14 protein-coding genes, 1 CRISPR repeat array and 1 riboswitch are annotated in these 18,681 nt (G+C 48.3%); of the genes, 5 read left to right on the forward strand and 9 right to left on the reverse strand.

Annotated elements, in window-relative coordinates; all coding sequences use genetic code 11:
* Nucleotides 1-62: 62 nt before the first annotated feature.
* Both I2B62_RS18845 and I2B62_RS18850 read right to left on the reverse strand, forming a co-directional pair.
* On the reverse strand, nt 63-1,508 hold the full coding sequence (locus tag I2B62_RS18845) for a trimethylamine methyltransferase family protein (RefSeq protein WP_195270575.1): 1,446 nt from the start codon (nt 1,506-1,508) through the stop codon (nt 63-65).
* Between the two features lie 34 nt (nt 1,509-1,542).
* Nucleotides 1,543-2,835 carry an MFS transporter gene (locus I2B62_RS18850; RefSeq protein ID WP_195270576.1) on the reverse strand — a complete coding sequence of 431 codons (1,293 nt, stop codon included), beginning with the start codon at nt 2,833-2,835 and terminating at the stop codon, nt 1,543-1,545.
* Between the two features lie 457 nt (nt 2,836-3,292).
* On the opposite strand from I2B62_RS18850, the gene I2B62_RS18855 reads away from it, so the two are divergent.
* Nucleotides 3,293-3,691: a hypothetical protein gene (locus tag I2B62_RS18855; protein ID WP_243259615.1), complete on the forward strand. Its 399-nt coding sequence runs from the start codon at nt 3,293-3,295 to the stop codon at nt 3,689-3,691.
* A gap of 216 nt (nt 3,692-3,907) precedes the next feature.
* Here the strand turns inward: I2B62_RS18855 and I2B62_RS18860 are convergent, their stop codons facing one another.
* Nucleotides 3,908-4,720: an alpha/beta hydrolase gene (locus tag I2B62_RS18860; protein ID WP_195270577.1), complete on the reverse strand. Its 813-nt coding sequence runs from the start codon at nt 4,718-4,720 to the stop codon at nt 3,908-3,910.
* 229 nt (nt 4,721-4,949) lie between these two features.
* On the opposite strand from I2B62_RS18860, the gene I2B62_RS18865 reads away from it, so the two are divergent.
* Nucleotides 4,950-5,624 carry an HAD family hydrolase gene (locus I2B62_RS18865; protein ID WP_195270578.1) on the forward strand — a complete coding sequence of 225 codons (675 nt, stop codon included), beginning with the start codon at nt 4,950-4,952 and terminating at the stop codon, nt 5,622-5,624.
* 63 nt (nt 5,625-5,687) lie between these two features.
* On the opposite strand, the gene I2B62_RS18870 is transcribed toward I2B62_RS18865, so the two are convergent.
* The 6 genes from I2B62_RS18870 to thiC all read right to left on the reverse strand — a co-directional run bounded on the left by I2B62_RS18870 (nt 5,688) and on the right by thiC (nt 13,879).
* Nucleotides 5,688-7,187 (reverse strand): radical SAM protein, encoded by a 1,500-nt coding sequence (locus I2B62_RS18870; protein ID WP_195270579.1) that lies wholly within the window; start codon nt 7,185-7,187, stop codon nt 5,688-5,690.
* Nucleotides 7,188-7,209: 22 nt separating this feature from the next.
* Nucleotides 7,210-8,535, reverse strand: coding sequence for a B12 lower ligand biosynthesis radical SAM protein BzaD (gene bzaD, locus I2B62_RS18875; protein ID WP_195270580.1), 1,326 nt, complete (start codon nt 8,533-8,535; stop codon nt 7,210-7,212).
* Nucleotides 8,536-8,557: 22 nt separating this feature from the next.
* Complete coding sequence (bzaC, locus tag I2B62_RS18880) at nt 8,558-10,114, reverse strand: 5-hydroxy-benzimidazole O-methyltransferase BzaC (protein ID WP_195270581.1); 1,557 nt, start codon at nt 10,112-10,114, stop codon at nt 8,558-8,560.
* The gene (gene cobT / locus I2B62_RS18885) at nt 10,101-11,177 is read right to left on the reverse strand and encodes a nicotinate-nucleotide--dimethylbenzimidazole phosphoribosyltransferase (RefSeq protein WP_195270582.1); all 1,077 of its coding nucleotides are present in this window, start codon (nt 11,175-11,177) and stop codon (nt 10,101-10,103) included. Before cobT ends, bzaC begins: the two co-directional genes overlap by 14 nt.
* 121 nt (nt 11,178-11,298) lie before the next feature.
* The gene (bzaB, locus tag I2B62_RS18890; RefSeq protein ID WP_195270583.1) at nt 11,299-12,582 is read right to left on the reverse strand and encodes a B12 lower ligand biosynthesis ThiC-like protein BzaB; all 1,284 of its coding nucleotides are present in this window, start codon (nt 12,580-12,582) and stop codon (nt 11,299-11,301) included.
* A gap of 13 nt (nt 12,583-12,595) precedes the next feature.
* Nucleotides 12,596-13,879 carry a phosphomethylpyrimidine synthase ThiC gene (thiC, locus tag I2B62_RS18895; RefSeq protein WP_195270584.1) on the reverse strand — a complete coding sequence of 428 codons (1,284 nt, stop codon included), beginning with the start codon at nt 13,877-13,879 and terminating at the stop codon, nt 12,596-12,598.
* 111 nt (nt 13,880-13,990) lie between these two features.
* Nucleotides 13,991-14,162, reverse strand: a riboswitch (cobalamin riboswitch).
* 331 nt (nt 14,163-14,493) lie between these two features.
* A CRISPR array of direct repeats spans nt 14,494-15,116; the repeat unit is 30 nt; unit sequence GTTGAAGGTTAACATGAGATGTATTTAAAT.
* Between the two features lie 361 nt (nt 15,117-15,477).
* On the opposite strand from thiC, the gene aroF reads away from it, so the two are divergent.
* The 3 genes from aroF (at nt 15,478) to I2B62_RS18910 (ending at nt 18,558) form a co-directional block, all read left to right on the forward strand.
* The gene (aroF, locus tag I2B62_RS18900) at nt 15,478-16,488 is read left to right on the forward strand and encodes a 3-deoxy-7-phosphoheptulonate synthase (RefSeq protein WP_195270585.1); all 1,011 of its coding nucleotides are present in this window, start codon (nt 15,478-15,480) and stop codon (nt 16,486-16,488) included.
* 1 nt (nt 16,489) lies between these two features.
* Nucleotides 16,490-17,392, forward strand: a complete 903-nt coding sequence (locus I2B62_RS18905; protein WP_195270586.1) for a prephenate dehydrogenase — start codon at nt 16,490-16,492, stop codon at nt 17,390-17,392.
* Between the two features lie 395 nt (nt 17,393-17,787).
* Nucleotides 17,788-18,558: a TatD family hydrolase gene (locus I2B62_RS18910; RefSeq protein ID WP_195270587.1), complete on the forward strand. Its 771-nt coding sequence runs from the start codon at nt 17,788-17,790 to the stop codon at nt 18,556-18,558.
* Nucleotides 18,559-18,681: the final 123 nt, after the last annotated feature.

Genomic DNA, 18,681 nt, shown 5'->3' on the forward strand with positions numbered 1-18,681 from the left:
TATTCCCCTTTTCAGAATAGCACAAAATGCAGGGAAAATATTTATTTTCCCTGCAAGTCAGATTAAATTGAATTTTTATAGGATTCTGGCAGGTAAGCTTCTATAATTTTCAGGCGATCACCTGAAATATCCGGCGCGGTATACGCTGCAATACGGGCTTCGACGGCTTCCTTTAGGACAGAACGTACAGATTTCGATCCGGCGTTCTGCCATTGATTAGGATCTTCTTTATTCATATATTTTGACATAAAGAATTCCTGCCGATAGGTTTTAGGGGTTCTTCCGGAAAGGAAGGTGCCGCGGGGACCTGTTTTTTCAATATCTTTCATTAAAAAGAGCTTATCTTCGCAGTTGACACCGCGTTGCATCCGTCGGGCTATGGTGTAGGCCTCCTCATCCATCAGGAATTTTTCAAAGCTGATGACATTGAAGGTACCGATGGTACCGCAGCCGTGATGAATAAAATCAGCGCCACAGTCAACAGAGGTTTCAATCATCATCATTGCTTCCATACCTGCCTGAATATCACAGTCCTTTGCATCGCTGAGACCCCCGCCAGTACGGAAGGGGAGATTGTAATAATCCGCCAGACCGGCAGTCACATAACAGACGAGTGCTGTTTCCGGTGTACCAATTGTCAGCTGAACGGCCCGCATATCAGTAGAGCCTGAGGTGTTGCCGTAAATGAATGCGCAGTCAGGATTGATAAGCTTGCAGAGAACATAACCCATAAGCACCTCAGCGTTGGTCATTGCCATCATTCCAGCAATGGAGGCAGGGGCTGTCATAAGTGGCATGCCGCAGGGGGCCAGCCAGATAGCCTGACCGGCTTCGCAGATGGCATAGGCCATGTCAATCTGTCCCCCATGAAGCGCAAGAGGGCTGAGTGTATTCATTGCGCCAATATGTACGATTTTTTCACTGTTTTCAACACCTTCAAAGGCCTTGAAAATTTTAATTCCGCGCTTGTATTCTGAGTGAATCTGATTTTCCGGCACATTAAACATGTTTGGTCTTGCGGTAAATGCGGGTTTATGGCTGTATTTAAGTGCCGTTACCATATTTCCGAATTTCAGCTGGTTGTCAGAAAGGTTTGTATGATCAACTGTGAAATTGATTGAGTTAAAATCCGTGATGGGGCTGGTGTCAGAGAGCTTAAATTGTGTAATAACATCCTCATCTGTCATTTTACGGATATAGCCGTCATCGTTGATATAAATATTACTGGAGGCTGGTCCGACCAGTGAGCTGCCGCCTCCAACGGTGAGAGGCTTGTCCAATGTACTGGAATACAGATCAAAGGTTGGTTTTGCCAGAGCCAGCGCAGCATCAACCATTTTTGTGCTGAGCTTGACAAGGTGGCCCTCCACATGGGCACCGTGCTGCTTTAGAAGGGTGCAGGCTTTATCATGATCAACCTGAATCCCAATATTTTCCAGAATATACAGAGATTTTTCATGAATTTTTTCAATTGCTGATTTAGAAATATATTTTTCGTAATTTTTCATTTTTGTTTACACTTTCACCTTTATACTGAGAATTTTACTGTTTAATATTAGAGGAGGCTTCCTCTTTTTCAGCGGCAATACGCGCCAGACGGATGGCCTTAAGCTCTTTAATATTTTCTTTGTTTCGGATATGGAAGATAATGGCAATGACGCAGGCAAATAAGGCAAAGGCTCCGGAGATATTGAAGATTATGCCATAGCAGACACTGGGATCATTGTTCTGAATAATGTTTCCATTTATGATGGGTAAAAAACTATCGGGTAGAAAGCCGATGGTCGATAATATACCAGTGACCGTACCGGCCATAAACAAGGGCATTTTAGCTTCGGACTGGGTAGCAAAATAGAGTCCTCTCACAGCACCGATTAAAATATAACCCATCGCACCGCCAACAAAGATACCAATGACATTCGCTGTGCCAGTTGGAAGCAGGGGAAGACCAAAATTGAAAGCAGCCAGAAGGAGTGTCATAACGATGATAGATTTGGAAATCCCAAACCGGTCTCCAACCAAGGCTGAAATGTAAGAGCCAACCGGGCGCATGTATTCACGGAAGTTCCCAAGGATAGCCCCTCCAAGCGCAGAAAGCCCAAACATGCTGGTAGCGTAAGGTGTAATATAACGAAGATTGACATTGGTGGCAAAAACACCAAGAATAATGAAAGACATAAGCCATACATTAGGATCCTTTAAAGCAGAGAAAAGGATTTTAACCACGCCTTCCCCTTCGGGTTTTTCGACGGTATCGCGGTCAAAGATAAAATGGATCAACAGGCCGATGAGGACATTCATGCCGGCAAAAATATAAATAACAACACGGAGACCGAAGATTTTGTCAGCAAAGACGCCAAAGAGAATCAGGGCGACAGTGCTTACAACTGATGAGAGAACATTGCGTGTACCCTCCATGGAAGCGAGGGCAGTACCTTCACCGCCGGCCTTTGCAAAAATACGCGTCGCTTTGATGAGCGCAGCCCAAAAGGTCAAGGTGGTTGTGATTCCCATAGCTCCGAACAGGATAACCATGATTGTGTAGGAAGGGAAGAATCCGACAAAGACAGCCAGAAGTCCTGTTGCGAGATAGGATGCAGACAACAATGTCCTGGAGGAGATGCGGTCAGCAAGCAGGCCTCCTAAAAAGTATGTGGCAATGGTCATCGTGGTATAAGCACTCTGGATAATACCTAACTGAATATCGGTAGCACCGGTGGCAGCCTGGAAGGTGTCATAATACAGACCGATCATGTAAGGAACATAGTAAATGATACTGGCACCGCTCAAACACAGGAATTGAACAATACGTTTTAAATTCAATTGCTTTTTCATAAATTTCCTCTCTCTTTCTGTAAAAATACCGCGCGTAATATTTTATACAGTATAAAAAGTATTTGATGGATTAAATTATACAGTATAAAATTAATTATGTCAACGTTTTTTTATACTGTATAATTTTTGAACTTTGAGGGTTTTATTTTTAGATTGATGTGTTATAATAAATAAAAAAGATGTTTACTATTGATAGTGGGGATGTGATCGTATTACTTATAAAAAAAGCAAAGAAACAAAAGATCGTATTATTTTAGTATCACGTAGACTTTTTTATGAAAAAGGGTTTAAAAAAACTTCGGTACGGCAAATCTGTAAAGAGGCCGAAATTAATCACTCATTGATCTACTATTATTTTAAAAATGGAAAGTATGGTATTGCACAGTACTTGATTAACGCGCATATGCGAAAGTGTATAAAAGTGCTTTCAAAACATTATACTTATCGAGGAGATTATTTGTTATTTCATTTATTACTGATTCGTTTCTTGTTCAGAGAAATTTTACAGGATCCTATAGAATTAGAATGTTATATAAATGCATGGGATATAGAGCAAATTGATCGGCCTTCATCGATTGAAATTTATACGATTGTTAAGGAACTGGAATTAAATTGTAGCTACACGGATGTTCAAACTGCTGTTTTGATGAGCGATTATGTTTGGAAGGGTCTTTATGAAGCAAAACAGAACAATATTCTTAAGCTTACGGATTCGGAGATACGTACGCGCACAGATTTAACCAGATGGATGAATATTGGCTTAGACAAAGACTTTATTATGGAAAAAATAGCGGCGGCAGAGAAATTTTTGGATAATATTCCAATTTATAACATTCATCTAATTTTAGAAAACTAATTTTCAGGGAAAACCTCTTTAATAATATTGCTATCAGTGTAAAATTATTATAATGTCTAAATATAAAGTTTGAAAATAAAAAGACTTTTAATCAGTGGATGATAATATAAAGAGCGATACTAACCTGAAAATCAAAGATTTAAAACTGCAGAGAAAAAAGAAAGGCACAATGCACTCATTTACATGAGGGAATTGTGCTCTTTTTATAATGCGCCTTTAAAGACGCTTTTCAATCCAGCGGGTCACATCTGCGATGACCTGGTCTTTGATGGCTTCGTTAAAAATTTCGTGCTGGGTGTTGCCGTAGATTTTAAGCTGTTTATCTTTGGATGCGATCTGCGCAAAAAAATCAGTGGAATCGCTGGGATCAACCAGTGTGTCCTTTTCACCGTGCAGCAGCAAAACCGGGAGACGGAACGCAGGATTTTCGGTTAACTGCTGGATACCGAGAGACAGCTGCTGGCTCAGGCCAGCTGTGAAATAGGCGGCGTTTAAAGGATCCGCTTTGTAGGCCGCAGTGACTTCGGGGTCTGAGGTCAGCCGCTTTGCCAGCTTGTTTGGAAAACGGGTCAGAGGGTCAAGGGACTGGGAGACACGGCTGAAGCCGCCCAGATTATCCCGGGTGGCAGCGTCAAACAGAATGGCGCCGTCTGCCCTGTCGGGGTACTTTGTGCAGAAATCAGCCACGGCAAAGCCGCCCATGCTGTAGCCCAGCAGGAAGAGCCGGAGACCGGGATTTTCAGCCGCAGCGATGTCCACTACACGGCGAAGGTCCTCGGTAATCGCGTCCGGGGTACTGTAGAAGCCCCGTTCCCCTTCGGATTTGCCGTGCCCCCTCAGGTCGTAGCGGTAGACCTTGAGCCCACAGTCAAAAAGCTTTCCGGCGACAAAGGCATACCTGCCGGAATGCTCGCACATACCGTGGGTAATGATCACTACGGCCCTTGGCTGCTCTGGTGCGTCGGTTGTCATATAAAGCTTCAGGCCGTCATCGGCCTGTATCATTTGCATAATCTGTTCTTTTTTCATGGTTTACCTCGTTTGAAAGCGTTTCAAACATTATATCAGGGCTTTCTTAAGTCTGTATGCTTTTGTGTGCCTGAGGTGGTGGAGGGCGGCTGCACCAGGTTTAAGACGCGCCATTTTCTATATCAATGTTGTTGATTTTGTCAAAATGGTCTATAATGGTCAATGAATATTGACCGCCTGAGATGTGTGGCGGCCGGAAGAAAAATTCACTTTTTATAAAGGAGATTCTATGCTAAAGGCAGTATTTATTGATTATACGGGAACGATCATGAAAGAAGCGGGAAAAGATGTAGAGGAAATGACCATGCGGCTCTATAAAAACAGCGATATTGAAAGCCCGCAGGCCATGTTGAATTACTGGTGGGGAAGGCTAAAGCAATATGAGAGCGAAAGCTTTGGCGACGCTTTTTTAACCGAGGACGAGATCGTGGACAGGCTTCTGGCCGACTGTGTTGAGGAGCTGCACCTTGAGGAAAATCTGGAGGAAGCCCACGAGCTCTGCCGGCGCTTTTGGATGTATGCGCCGGCCTTTGAAGACGCCAGACCATTTTTTGAAAACTGTCCGCTACCCATATACGTTATCACCAACAACGGTGTCCGTTATGTGGGAGAGGGTATGCGGGACAAGGGGCTGGAGGCTGCTGGCATTGTCAGCGGGGACATGGCCCGGGCCTATAAACCCCACAAGGAGCTTTTTGAAAAGGCCCTGGAAATCAGCGGTTGCAGCCATGATGAGGTCGTTCATATCGGCGATTCCATGACGTCGGACGTGGCGGGCGCCCGCGCGGCAGGTATCCGGCCGGTCCTTCTTGACAGACAGGGTACACAGGAGGCCGAAGGGGTCACGGTGGTGCGTTCGCTGGATGAAGCACTGGCGTTCATAGAGAAAGCGCTCGAACAGTAAATGCTGTATAAAAGTAGAAATTGGAAAGCTCCGGAAATCTCTTTAAAGATTTCCGGAGCTTTTTCATACCGTGAGCCTGTCGATTTTGGCGTTGAAACAGTCTACCCATTCCAGACGCCTGTCTTCGGTGATGTCGCCATTCGCCAAAAGCCTTAAGGCGTCCTCAAAGCCATCCACCAGCAGCCGGTTAATGGCCTGATACCGCGCTACCGTCTCAGGATCCCCAGCCACGCTTTTCTGCCAGGTATCGTGCATATAGTCAAAAATATGGTTGGTAATATCCCGCATCATCTTTGCCATGGTGGCAATGCTGGGGTTGAGGTAGTCGGTGTTAGCCTCATAGGTGGAATGCTCAGAAATATTCAGCCGTCCCGCAGCCAGCAGGTCGTGATAGGAGCTGCTGCCCGCCAGAATAATCTGGTGGTGGTAAAGAACATTGACGGTGATTTCCAGGGTTTCTAAAAGAGCGTTGCGTTTTAGAAATTCCAGGTTGATTTTTAAGTCGTCGATGGTGGAGTCGGGCTCAAACATAATGAAGCCAACGCTGGGCTCAATACCAGCCTGCCGCAGCACGCGGAGGGCGTTTTCGTTGTCCGCCACGGTGGTGTATTTGTTCAGCCGTTTCAGCGATGCGTCCTTGCCAGATTCCAGGCCCACGAGGATATTCTGCAGGCCGGCCTCCACCAGAGCTTTGGTGGTTTCGGGCTCGATATCGTTGGCCCTTGCCTCAATGCCGAAACGGATATTGCGCTCTTTCAGGAGAGCGGCCAGCCTGAGCACCCGCTCCTTTCCGGCCTTTCCGGGGCCGTAAAAATTGGGATCAGTAAAATAGAAATAGCGGTAATCGGTCTGAGCGATGATCGCATCAATCTCAGCAATGATGTTTTCAGGAGAGCGGCCCCGCCATTTGGGGCAGTGCATTTCCTCTGCGCCATAATAGGGGTTAATGTAACAGAAGGTGCAGCCCCCGTAGCAGCCGCGGCTCCCCAGAATGTTGACCTCGCCTCCGGGATAGGAGGACGCTTTGCGAAGCGGAAAGGGCAGGCTGTCCAGATCACGGACGAGCTCACCCCGGCTGGCCTCATAGCCATCCCCGCTCCTGTAAGCCAGACCCTTCAGGCCTTTGTATTCTGGCAGGCTTTCCATGAGGCGGATAATGGTGATTTCATTCTCTCCCAGCATGCAGGTGTCGATTTCCGGGCAACGGTTCAGGATTTCATCATAGGCAAAGGTAGGATAGTAGCCGTAGACGGTCACATGGCTGATCTGATATTTCGCTTTCATTCTGGCAATAAAAGCGTAAAGGGTGTGGTTGTCCTCCCAGTTATAAACCAGGTGAATTCCCAGCACATCAGGCCTGTGGGCAGCAATGCGGGCCTCAATGGCCCCGTAGCTCAGGTTTTCCATATAGCCCTCCACAATGGCCGGCTGATAACCATTTTCGAGCAGAACGGCAGCCAGATAGCCGCTGTTCAGGCAGGAGGACAGGGTGGTGTTGGCAATGTCATTCTGACGGTCCTCGCCGGGTGTTCTGGGGTGTTCGAGTAATAGGATTCGTTTCATTTAATCGCTCCAGTCTTTGTTGTTAGGCTTCCTGCCACATAAAGATATTTCGTTTGTTATGGTAGATTTCAAGATCATACCGCACCGTTTTGAAGGGATCGGGATTATAGTAGGTGGGGAAAAGCAGATCGGTTTCCGGTGTGATTACGTCATTCTCCAGCGCCAGCTTTTCAACCTTGGTCCCTGGCATAATGCGGATGAGGTTGAGCACAATGGTGCCGATGGTCCTGGAGGCAGCGTGAATGTCGTAGATCTGGTCAATGAGCGCCTTGCCCTCATCCACTGTTTTCCAGGTATCACCGGGCGTGTTGACCAGGAAATGGTAAACCGTGGTAATGCCAACGTCTGACAAAACCCTGGCGGTGTGGAGAATCTCATCGACAGTCAGGTGCTTGTTCAGAATGTCCAGAGCAGTTTGGCTGAGCCCGTCAGGCGACAGAGAGAAGCATTCACAGCCCGAATCCCGGTACAGCGGAGCGTTTTCGGGCGTCAGCAGGTTTTCCCTGAAAAAACCGCTCCAGTGAATCTCCAGACGGCGCCGGATCAGCTCCTTGCAGATATCGTCCAGATGGTTTACCGGGAAGTTGACAATGGAATCGGTGAGGTGGATGCGGCTGACGCCGTATTCCTTGTGCAGAAACTCGATTTCATCCACCACGCTTTTTGGCTCACGGCAGCGCATGCCGCAGCCGGAGAGCAGCGGATAGGAGCAGTAGCCGCAGTCATAGCAGCAGCCGCGTTTGGTTTCAACCCCCACGCTCTCCACATATTTGTTGACCTTCAGGTATTCCCGGGGGTTCAGAAGTCCACGGTTGGGCATGGTATAGCTGCCCATATCAAATTTGCCCACAGGCGGAACCCGCTTTACCTGCCCGTTTTCACGGTACACCAGTCCGGGCAGCTTTGGCGGGTTGTCGATATGGTCTAACAGGGGAATGATGATCTCCTCGGCTTCGCCGGCAACGCCCAGATCAATCTCGGGAAACTCCCGCATCAGGCGTTCCGGGAAAAGGGAAAAGGCAGTGCCCCCGGCCAAAAGAGTGACATCGGGCAGATAGCGCCGGATAAAGGACAGGGTAATGGCAAAGGGAACGATGAGCGAGGTGGTACGGTTGCCCAGCGGGTCTGCGTTTCTCAGAGAAATACCGATGATATCCGGCTGATAGCTGAGCATTTTTTCCCGCAGTGCGCCGTAGGGATCCGCGGACATATTCATATCAAAGATTTCCAGGCTGTATCTGCCGGCCTTTTCAATGCAGGAGGCCAGTGTTACAATGCCGATGGGATAGACCCGTTCGATGTCCATGCCCTCCATGGAAATGGCCTGGATGAGTAGGATTTTTTTCATTTTAACTCCAATAGATGTCGTGCTACTCTAAAAGCAGCAGCGCGTAATATTTGATCACCTCACCGCGTTCGCTCAGGGTTTTCAGAGATTCTCCGGCCTTTTTCACTGTGGCGAAAACGTCGATGCCGGAGCCCTCCATGGACGGACGGGAATGGGCGCGGTTATTACAGGGGGCGGTGAGATCGCAGTCCGGGCAGATGCTGCACGGGCCGGCCCAGAAAACAAAGGCCTTGTAATAGCCAGCTTTAAAGGCCAGGGTTTCCGCGCGCAAAGCCTTGCGCTGGAAATCACCGGTAGGGGGCTCGCTTTTTAATAACAGGGCTTTGCTGAAGCTGTTCACAAAGGCCCTGGTCTCATCTGCGCTCATTTCCTGGTTGGTGCTGCAATGCTTTTTATCCCAGGAGCGGCACCCGAATTTACATTTGTTTTTGGCAAAGGGGGCTACCACCACGTCCCTGGGGTTGTAAGGTATTACCTTGTCAAAGCCGATGGCCTTGATGGGCTGTAAAATTTTCTGAACCGGCGTGATGGTCAGACGATCAAGGGTATCCTGCGCTCTGGCGGCAAAGATAACCGCCGTGTCGGTTTGCAGCGGGATGAGCCCTGTGGTGGAAAGCCTGTAGTTTTTCAGAGTCTGATCAACCCATTTTGATTCAAAAACCCTGCCGTTGTAGGTGTTGATGAACATGTTAATATCCGAAAAAGCCGCCTTGATGTCCCAATGGTCCAGAAAAAAGTCGTGAATCAGCAGGATACCCTCCTCTGAGAGAAGCCCGGATACGGTTTTTAAAATACAACTGATTTCTTCCTCGGCATAGGCGTGGACGATGTTGGACAATATGATCAGGTCATAACTGCCCTCAAGCTGCCAGTCTGGCTCCAGGATATTCTGTTCATGAAACAGGACACGGCTTTTATCCCTGAGGCCGCTTTTTTCAACCAGCTTCTGGGTCTGGGGCAGGACCTGCCGGATATCCACAAGGGTGGCCCGGGTATCCTCAAATTTTTCGAGAAAGCCAAGGGCAAAGGCGCCGCTGCCAGCGCCGACGTCCAAAATACGCGCGCCTGGCTGCACGCCATTTCCAAAGAATTCAAGAACCTCTGGCGCCTTCAGCTTCACGATGTTGTCCATGGCAGTGATGTACTCCTCACGCCGGGCGTCCATTTCGGCTTCACTGACATCCCCGCTTGGGAAATGAACGCGTCTGCCGGCTTCCAGAGCTGGCTTTAGAGTATCCCAGTCTGCCCTGATCTCACGACGCCACAGGATGGAATTTCCCTGATACAGCGGCTTTCCTTTAATAAGATAGGTGCTTGAGAGGGTGGTGTTTGACCATTTGTTTTCATAGCGGTCTACCAGATCCAGGGTTTTAAGCAGATGGAGGTAACGGGACAGGCTGGATTCGTCACAGCTCAGCGCTTCTGCCAGTTCGGGAAGGGATACGCTGCTCTTTTCCAAAAGTTCAAAAAGGCCCATGTCCAGGGCTGCAAAAAGTGATTCCGAATACCAGTAGGCGGTGGACAGGTCTTCGAGATACTGTCCACCGGATGTGTTGGGGTCCCATTTAAGCAAGCCCATTGGTGACTCCTGCGTCTTCAAAGGTGAGCATGTCATTCATGCACCGGGCGGCACATTCTACGAGGTGCATGGCCACCGCAGCGCCGGTGCCTTCGCCAAGCCGGAAATTCAGGTTGAGCAGCGGACGCATTCCCAGAGTCTGCCACATCATCTGATGTCCTGGCTCCTCGGACTGGTGAGAAGCGATCATATAGTCTGCACAGGCAGGGCAGAGTCCCTTTGCGATTAATGCGCCGGCAGTGGAGATAAAGCCGTCCACAACCACCGGAACCTTATTGCAGGCGGCACCCAGGATCATGCCGGCAATACCGGCGATATCGTAGCCGCCCACCTTTGACAGTACATCCAGAGCATCGTTTTTATCGGGATTGTTGAGCGCGATGGATTCCCGGATAATTTTAATTTTGTGCATGAGGCCGGCGTTGTTAAGTCCGGTGCCCCGTCCTGTGATGGAGGTCAGGGGATATTCACCCATAACAGCGAGAATGGCCGCGCTGGGGGTGGTATTGCCAATACCGAGGTCGCCGGTGCCCAGCAGCTCAACGCCCTCCTCCTGAATCATTTTAGCAGCGACATTGATGCCTGCCTCCAGGGCGGCCACCGCCTGCTCTCTGCTCATGGCAGGTCCTTTATGAAAGTTTTCACTGCCGTGGGCGATCTTGGCGTCGATGATGGCGCCTTTTTTCACCAGCTCGGGCATATCCTCCTTAACGCCCATGTCTACCAGCCGGACCTCCGCGCCGGAGGCCTTTCCCAGCACATTGACACCTGCCCCTCCGGCAACAATATTGGCGACCATCTGCATGGTGACCTCCTGCGGGAAGGCAGAAACGCCCTCCTCAGCTATGCCGTGGTCCGCGGCCATAGTCAGAATCATTTTTTTATCCACACAGGGATGGATGGTCCGCTGGATTCCGGCCAGCTGGACGCCCAGGGTTAAAACCTGACCCAGGCTCCACGGTGGAATAGCAAGAGATTCCACATGGGCGCAGGCCCTGGATTCCCAGTCTGGGTCCTTTGGTTCAATCCTTTCAATAACTTCTTTTAAAGTTAATATACTCATGATGGTTACCTCATTATTTGAATTTTGCAAACTACAGGCGAGCTTCAAGCTTAATTATAGCACCAATTCAGGTGCTCATGAGAAGGATTCGCCTGATTTTTTAATCCAGTTGGCCAAAGGTTCAGGCGATACCGAAAAATTCTGCGGCGATGTCGGCCGGGCATTTGCTCTTACCGCAGGCCGCGCAGCCGTGGCTTTCGGGCTCTGCGTTCAGCTTGCTTTCAAGGTATTCCGGATCAAGGGCGTTGGCAATCTGGGCCTTTTCATCCCGCGCGACCCGTGCCTTAGACATTGCCAGAGAGCGGTTCCAGGCATTGCCGCCGCGCTTTAAGACATTGGCGGCATCCGCCGCAATCTTGGTGGTGCGGACGCCCATACGTACATCCTCCTCATTTGGCAGGCCCAAATGCTCAGCCGGGGTCAGGTAACAGAGAAAATCCGCGCCGTGCATGCCGGCAAAGGCGCCGCCAATGGCGCCGGTAATGTTATCATAGCCTGGCGCCACATCGGTGGCAAGGAAACCGAGAATATAGTAGGGAACACCGTAGCAGAGCTGCTTCTGAAGCTGCATAGTGGTGGCAATCTGATTGAGCGGCACATGGCCCGGGCCCTCAATCATGACCTGTACGCCGGCCTCCAGGGCACGCTTGGTCAGCTCACCTGCAACGACCAGGCCCTGCACCTGTGCGGAGTCCAGGGAGTCAGCGTTGGCCCCGGGGCGGATGGCGTCACCGATGGATAATACAGTATCTGTGGCCTTGAGGATTTCAAGCAGGCGGTCAAAATGCGCATAAAGCGGATTTTCCTTTTCGTTGTGGAACATCCAGGCAGTCAGGAAAGAGCCGCCGCGGCTGACAACGTCAGTCACGCGCCCGCTTTTTTTCAGCGCGTTTAAAACCGACCAGTTTAAAGCAGAGTGGATGGCCATGAAGTCCATGCCCTCCTGACATTGTTTTTCCACCGTATCGAAAAGGTCATCCTCGGTCATGGCGACCATGCTGCCATGCTTTTCAATGGCTTCGACACTGGCCTGATAGACGGGCACACAGCCCGCCGCGATATTGGAGATTTCAAGACTCTGTCTGCGCATGGCGTCGATATCGTCGCCAGTGGATAAATCCATAAAGGCGTTGGCGCCGCATTCCTCCAGGATACGCAGCTTCTTTGCCTCCATTTCCATATCGTTGCGGTCAGAGGAGGTTCCCATCAGACCGTTGACCTTTACGTCCAGACCGCCGCCGATACCGCAGATTTTATCCCGGCTGCGAAATTTATTTTTGGGAATGACGATATGGCCTTTGGCGACACCTTCGCGTATAAATTCCGGGGTAACACCCTCAATCAGGGCAACCTTTTCCATTTCTTCTGTAATATGGCCTTTGCGGGCTTCTAGCATCTGTGTCATTATCTGATCCTCCTTACTTTGCTCTCAAGTATTTTTCCACAATCTTCATGGCGCAGTACTTGCCGCACATGGTACATTCCGATGTAAAGCTGGTGCTGCGTTCACGCCAGACACGCTCAGCGGTTTCAGGGTCGATGGACAGCTTGAACTGTTCCTTCCAGTTCATGGCCCGGCGGGCAACAGACATATCCAGATCCCACTTGACGGCCTGAGAATGCCCTTTAGCCACATCGCCGGCATGGGCAGCAATTCGTGAGGCCATGACGCCCTGGTAGACATCATCGACGTTTGGCATGCCAATGTGCTCGGCCGGGGTGACATAGCAGAGAAAATCTGCGCCGGCATAAGCGGCGACAGCGCCGCCGATGGCAGAGGTAATATGGTCGTAGCCTGCGGCTGCGTCGGTTGGCAGACAGCCGAATACAAAGTAAGGAGCACCGTAGCAGAGCTTCTTTTCAAGCTGTACAGTCGTGGCGATTTCATCGAGGGGCACATGTCCAGGTCCTTTTACCATAACCTGTACGCCGGCTTCACGGGCACGTCTGACCAGGCCGCCGAGGATGACCAGCTCCTCAATTTGGGCGTGGTCGAGTGAATCCGCAATACAGCCCGGGCGCATTCCGTCAGCAAAGCTCAGCACCACATCGTATTTTTTGCAGATTTCAATGAGGCGGTCAAATCCGGTATATAAAGGATTTTCCGTATTATGGTAGAGCATCCAGCCGATAAGGTGTGAGCCGCCGTAGCTCACAAGGGGGTCAATGCGGCCTTCATCTTTGGCACGGTGTATAACCGAAAGGGTGGTTCCGGGATGCACTGCAATAAACGCAACGCCCTGTGACGCCTGCTTTTCAATCATATCGAACATATCGTCCGGCGTCATATCCAGCGCAGTGCCATATTTGGCTTCAGCAGCAGACAGCGTTTCGTACATGGGCAGTGTGCCGACTGGACGGTCAACCGTGGACAGCACTTTTTCGCGCATTTCTTCAATTGGCCCGCGGACAGAAAGATCCATAATGGTATCGGCGTGGGCCTTGACAGCCGCGTCGATTTTTGACAGTTCACCGTCAATGGTATCAGTCTCCTCGTACATTCCCACACTGGCGCTGACCTTTGTAAACAGGCCTTTACCAACAGCCACCGGCTGGATGTTCTCCCTGGAGCTGTGCAGAATGACAATATCGCCATTAGCGACGCCTTCACAGATAAATTCAGGGGCAACCCCTTCTTTTTGCGCAACGTACTGCATTTCTGCGGTGATTTCACCGCGTTTTGCTTTTTCCAACAAAGTCATGGTTTTTCAATCCTCCTAAAACAAAAATGAACTTGTCGTAAAAGCAGCTGGAAATTAAAAAATGGTAAAATCCATAGCTGCTTTACCAGCTATGAACTTTACCATCGTTCATACGCGTTAAGAATCATAGGCAGGTCTCCTGACTTACGGATCAACACGAACCGACGCCTTCCCTTTCAGTGGCACTTGCCGGTCACTACCGCTTACAGTGATGGGTTCGCTCAGGATTTACACCTGATTCCCTATTCTCCCCTTACGGGGCACCATATCATTCATACAATATTAACTTGGTCTTTATTATAACGGCATTTTTTTCTTTTTGCAAGCGTTATCTTCAATTTTTGATGTACCACAAAAAAACCATTTTAGAAAAAGTCCCCTAAAGAGTTGCCCTCAAAGGGTTTTGCGCGTATAATTTTATTATGAGAAACATTTAAGAATTTACCAGGCGTCTTTTAAGACAGTTGGGCAAGAAGAACCATAAGTAAAGGCTTTGGAATGAAATCGAGATGAAAAAGCGATACCAGCCAACTGCCTGGTAAAAATGATAAAAAACGGCTAAAACAAAAGGGATATAGGAGATCTGTTGATTTAAGATTGGTTTGATTGCTATGGTTGAAGGTTAACATGAGATGTATTTAAATCAGCTTGGAATCACGGTGGAAACCGCCGAGAACGGTTGAAGGTTAACATGAGATGTATTTAAATGCACTATTAAAATGCGGGGTGAGCTGCACGCCATTTGTTGAAGGTTAACATGAGATGTATTTAAATTGGCGCAGACCTGGTTAAACCAGGTTAAGACCAGCAGTTGAAGGTTAACATGAGATGTATTTAAATTTTGTGTGGGCCGCCCGAAGGCGGCCCGATGTTTTCGTTGAAGGTTAACATGAGATGTATTTAAATATACCGAGATTGCTTTTTCCGGAATGAAAAAGGCCATGTTGAAGGTTAACATGAGATGTATTTAAATTTTGTTCTGATTTTTGTAATATCATCTCTGTACCACGTTGAAGGTTAACATGAGATGTATTTAAATCTGATCGGCAGCGAACAATCTAACAATTTTTCTAAAAGTTGAAGGTTAACATGAGATGTATTTAAATTAAACATCTTGAGCCGTGTTTGTGATGCTGTCCACGTTGAAGGTTAACATGAGATGTATTTAAATATCCCGGATTTAACGCCCTCGTCAATACCGGTCAACGTTGAAGGTTAACATGAGATGTATTTTCTTTTCTCCTGTAATATATTTTTACAAAAACGCGTTGACAACTCACGGAAACAGGTCTATAATGAAAAACAACTTAAAAAACAAGTAAAGGAAAAACGTCATGAAGGATTTAAGCATGAACTTAAATGCATACTTTTATTTTGGCCAGGGCTATTATTATGGTGCTGGTTATTTTGCATGCATGAAATTAAGTTCACCTGAGAGTCGTTTTGCGGTGTCGTAGAGGCATTGTAAATTTTCCATTACTGAAGAAAAATCAGTTCATTAAGGGAGACTCGATGAGTCTCCCTTTCTTTTGTCCCAAAATGCCTGTAAGTGCACGTGCGGGTTGTGAATTCAAATAAAATATTAAGGAGAAATACAAATGATCGTTGTCGTAAAACCAGGAACTCCAGAAGAAGAAGTACAGAAGCTGGCCGCTGCCATTGAAAACCAGGGTTTAAAGATTCATTACTCTCAGGGGGTGGACCACACAATTTTAGGCTTAATCGGTGAAACCCAGACCATTGACGTCCATAAGCTGCGTTCAAATCATATCGTTGAAAAGGTCATGCGGGTGCAGGAGCCCTACAAAAAAGCCAACCGGGCCTTCCATCCAGATGATTCCATCATAGATGTTCAGGGAAATCTCATTGGTGAAGGGCATGTTTCGGTCATCGCTGGCCCCTGCTCTGTGGAGAGTGAAGAACAGATCGTTGAAATTGCCAGGGACGTCAAGGCCTCCGGTGCAAAATTTTTGAGAGGCGGCGCTTTCAAGCCCAGAACCTCCCCCTACTCCTTCCAGGGTATGGGCGCAGATGGTCTGGAGCTGCTGCTTTTAGCTAAAAAAGAAACCGGACTGCCCATTGTTACCGAGCTGATGGACATGTCCCAGCTGCCGCTTTTTGATGAGGTAGACGTTATTCAGGTCGGTGCCCGCAATATGCAGAATTTCACCATGCTCAAGGAGCTCGGCAAAATCGACAAACCGATTCTGCTGAAGCGCGGGCTGTCTGCGACCATGCGGGAATTCCTGATGTCGGCTGAATACATCATGGCAGGCGGCAACGAGCAGGTTATTCTCTGTGAACGCGGCATTCGTACCTTTGAGAACGCGACCCGCAATACCCTTGACCTTAGTTGTATTCCGCTGCTCAAGAAAAAGAGTCATTTACCGGTAATCATCGATCCAAGCCACGCCACAGGCATTAACTGGATGGTGGAATCCATGTCTAAGGCTGCCATTGCGGCCGGTGCAGACGGTGTGATGATTGAAGTGCACAATAAGCCTGAGGAAGCATTGTGTGACGGAGACCAGGCCATCACACCGGATGCATTTGATAAAATCATGACAACACTCAAAAAATACGCAGAGTTTGAGGGAAAGGTTCTTTAAGATGGAGACATTAAAGGGAAAAACCGTCAGCTTCATCGGCCTGGGGCTCATGGGCGGCGCCCTGGCCATGGGCATCCGAAAGCAGGGGCCGGATAAGATCTGTGCTTTTGATATCAACGAAGAAGTTCTGGAGGACGCTCTGAGGAAAGAGGTTATTGACTGGGGGGTCAGCGAGCCGGAAGGCATCCGTCAGATTCTGGAGGTATCCGATCTGGTGGTGATCTGTCTCTATCCCCAGCTTGCCCTGGATTTTATTTTGGAATATATGGAGGACTTCAAAGAGAACGCTGTTATCACTGATATTACCGGCGTTAAAAAGCTGCTGGTCGACAGCCTGCAAGGCGTGCTGCGGGAGGACCTGGATTTGATTCTGGGCCACCCCATGGCCGGCAGTGAAAAGGAAGGATTTGGCAATGCGGATGATTCTATCTTTAAAAACCGCAACTATATTTTGGTCCCACAGCCGCAAAACCAACCGGAAAATCTGGCCTTTATCAAGGAGATCATTCGCAACCTGGGCTTTATGAATATTGTGGAAACCACTGCGGAAATTCACGATCAGAAGATCGCCTTCACCTCACAGCTGTGCCACGTTATCGCCAGTGCCCTGGTGGACAGTGAGGAGGACCACCACATCACAGATTATGAGGGCGGCAGCTTCGGTGATCTCACCCGTATTGCCATGATCAATGCGGGCATGTGGACAGAGCTGTTTATCTGTAACAAGGAAGCGCTGGTCGACCAGATTGAGAAGTTTGAAAAGAGCATGGACACCATGAAAAAAATGATCCAGGCAGAGGACAGCCAGGGTCTCACGGAGATTTTGAGCAATGTCCGAAAGAAAAGAATTACGATGGAAGTGGACCGGCAGAACAAAACATCAGCGAATGCACAAAAAGCTTAAAACTTTCTGAAGGGACAATGGTGCAAAGTGAGAGCGAAAACGAGTATCATGATCGTGAAAACTGTTACAGAAAAGGTGCAACGCATTTCACTATTGACTTATTTTCAAAAGGTTGTATACTATAGACAAATAAACAAATACCAATTGAAACTCCCCTGTTTCAAGCGGTGCAGATTTGTTTATTGAGCTGTGAATAGTGAGGTTCACAGCGGAATAAAATCATATATTACCCCCCCTCTCCCCTATAGAGAAACCCTCGAGACAACGTCCCCCCTTATGCGTTGCGAGGGTTTTTCTCTTTTTTGAATTTTTCTGGAATTTTGACAATAAATCTTTTTAAGGCCTTTCATAATGGCAATGGTTCGATTATAATAAACCAAAAGGAAGTGATAAAAATGTTAGCAGACAGTCACGCGCATTTGGATGACGAGCGCTTTGAAAATGAAGTGGATGCGATTATCGAAAACGCCCGGGAGGCTGGTATCGGTTTTATTTTAAACCCCGGCACCGAGGAGAGCACCAGCACCCGTGCCGTAGAGCTGAGCCAGACCTACGACATTGTTTATGCCGGTGTAGGATTTCATCCGTCCGACTGCGCGTCTTTTGATAAAAACAAACACCCGAAAATGATTAGGGATTGGTGTGAACAGGAGAAAGTACTGGCCATTGGTGAGATTGGCCTGGATTATTATTATGATGATGGCGCCCCGAGAGATCTGCAGAAAAAAGTATTTGAGGAACAGATCGCCCTGGCAAATGAACTGAAAAAGCCCATCATTGTCCATGACCGTGACGCCCACGGCGATTCCATGGACATGGTAAAATCCTGCCTTGATCCCAATGTCGGCGGAGTATTCCACAGCTATAGCGGAAGTGTCGAGATGGCCAAAATTTTGCTTGATTTTGGGCTCTACCTCTCCATCGGCGGCCCTCTCACCTTTAAAAACTCCCGAAAAGCCCCCGATGTGGTCAGGTACATGCCTCTGGACCGGTTACTCATTGAAACCGACAGCCCCTACCTCACCCCGGTTCCCTTCCGGGGAAAACGCAACGAGCCCGCCTATGTTCGTTTTGTGGCCGAAAAGGTCGCGGAAATTAAGGAGATACCAGTGGAAGAGGTCCAGGAAACAACGTTTGAGAATTGTCGGAGGTTGTTTGGGGTTTAAGAATAAAAGATTGAAGATTAACGTTTAGACGTATTTAAATGTAAAGAAATTTATTTGAATTTTTGAAGATTAACATGAGATGTATGATTTTTTAGTTTAGTAAATGCAAGTATAAAATCTCAG

This window comes from Eubacterium sp. 1001713B170207_170306_E7, from assembly GCF_015547515.1.
Lineage (GTDB): Bacteria > Bacillota > Clostridia > Eubacteriales > Eubacteriaceae > Eubacterium.

What these genes read in the sequence shown, in the direction of transcription:
- bzaD (WP_195270580.1), bottom strand. Translation starts at nt 8,535, where the DNA reads ATGAAAAAAATCCTACTCATCCAGGCCATTTCCATGGAGGGCATGGAC.
- bzaB (WP_195270583.1), bottom strand. Translation starts at nt 12,582, where the DNA reads ATGACACAGATGCTAGAAGCCCGCAAAGGCCATATTACAGAAGAAATG.
- I2B62_RS18865 (WP_195270578.1), top strand. Translation starts at nt 4,950, where the DNA reads ATGCTAAAGGCAGTATTTATTGATTATACGGGAACGATCATGAAAGAA.
- bzaC (WP_195270581.1), bottom strand. Translation starts at nt 10,114, where the DNA reads ATGGGCTTGCTTAAATGGGACCCCAACACATCCGGTGGACAGTATCTC.
- I2B62_RS18910 (WP_195270587.1), top strand. Translation starts at nt 17,788, where the DNA reads ATGTTAGCAGACAGTCACGCGCATTTGGATGACGAGCGCTTTGAAAAT.
- I2B62_RS18850 (WP_195270576.1), bottom strand. Translation starts at nt 2,835, where the DNA reads ATGAAAAAGCAATTGAATTTAAAACGTATTGTTCAATTCCTGTGTTTG.
- thiC (WP_195270584.1), bottom strand. Translation starts at nt 13,879, where the DNA reads ATGACTTTGTTGGAAAAAGCAAAACGCGGTGAAATCACCGCAGAAATG.
- I2B62_RS18860 (WP_195270577.1), bottom strand. Translation starts at nt 4,720, where the DNA reads ATGAAAAAAGAACAGATTATGCAAATGATACAGGCCGATGACGGCCTG.
- aroF (WP_195270585.1), top strand. Translation starts at nt 15,478, where the DNA reads ATGATCGTTGTCGTAAAACCAGGAACTCCAGAAGAAGAAGTACAGAAG.
- I2B62_RS18870 (WP_195270579.1), bottom strand. Translation starts at nt 7,187, where the DNA reads ATGAAACGAATCCTATTACTCGAACACCCCAGAACACCCGGCGAGGAC.
- I2B62_RS18845 (WP_195270575.1), bottom strand. Translation starts at nt 1,508, where the DNA reads ATGAAAAATTACGAAAAATATATTTCTAAATCAGCAATTGAAAAAATT.
- cobT (WP_195270582.1), bottom strand. Translation starts at nt 11,177, where the DNA reads ATGAGTATATTAACTTTAAAAGAAGTTATTGAAAGGATTGAACCAAAG.
- I2B62_RS18905 (WP_195270586.1), top strand. Translation starts at nt 16,490, where the DNA reads ATGGAGACATTAAAGGGAAAAACCGTCAGCTTCATCGGCCTGGGGCTC.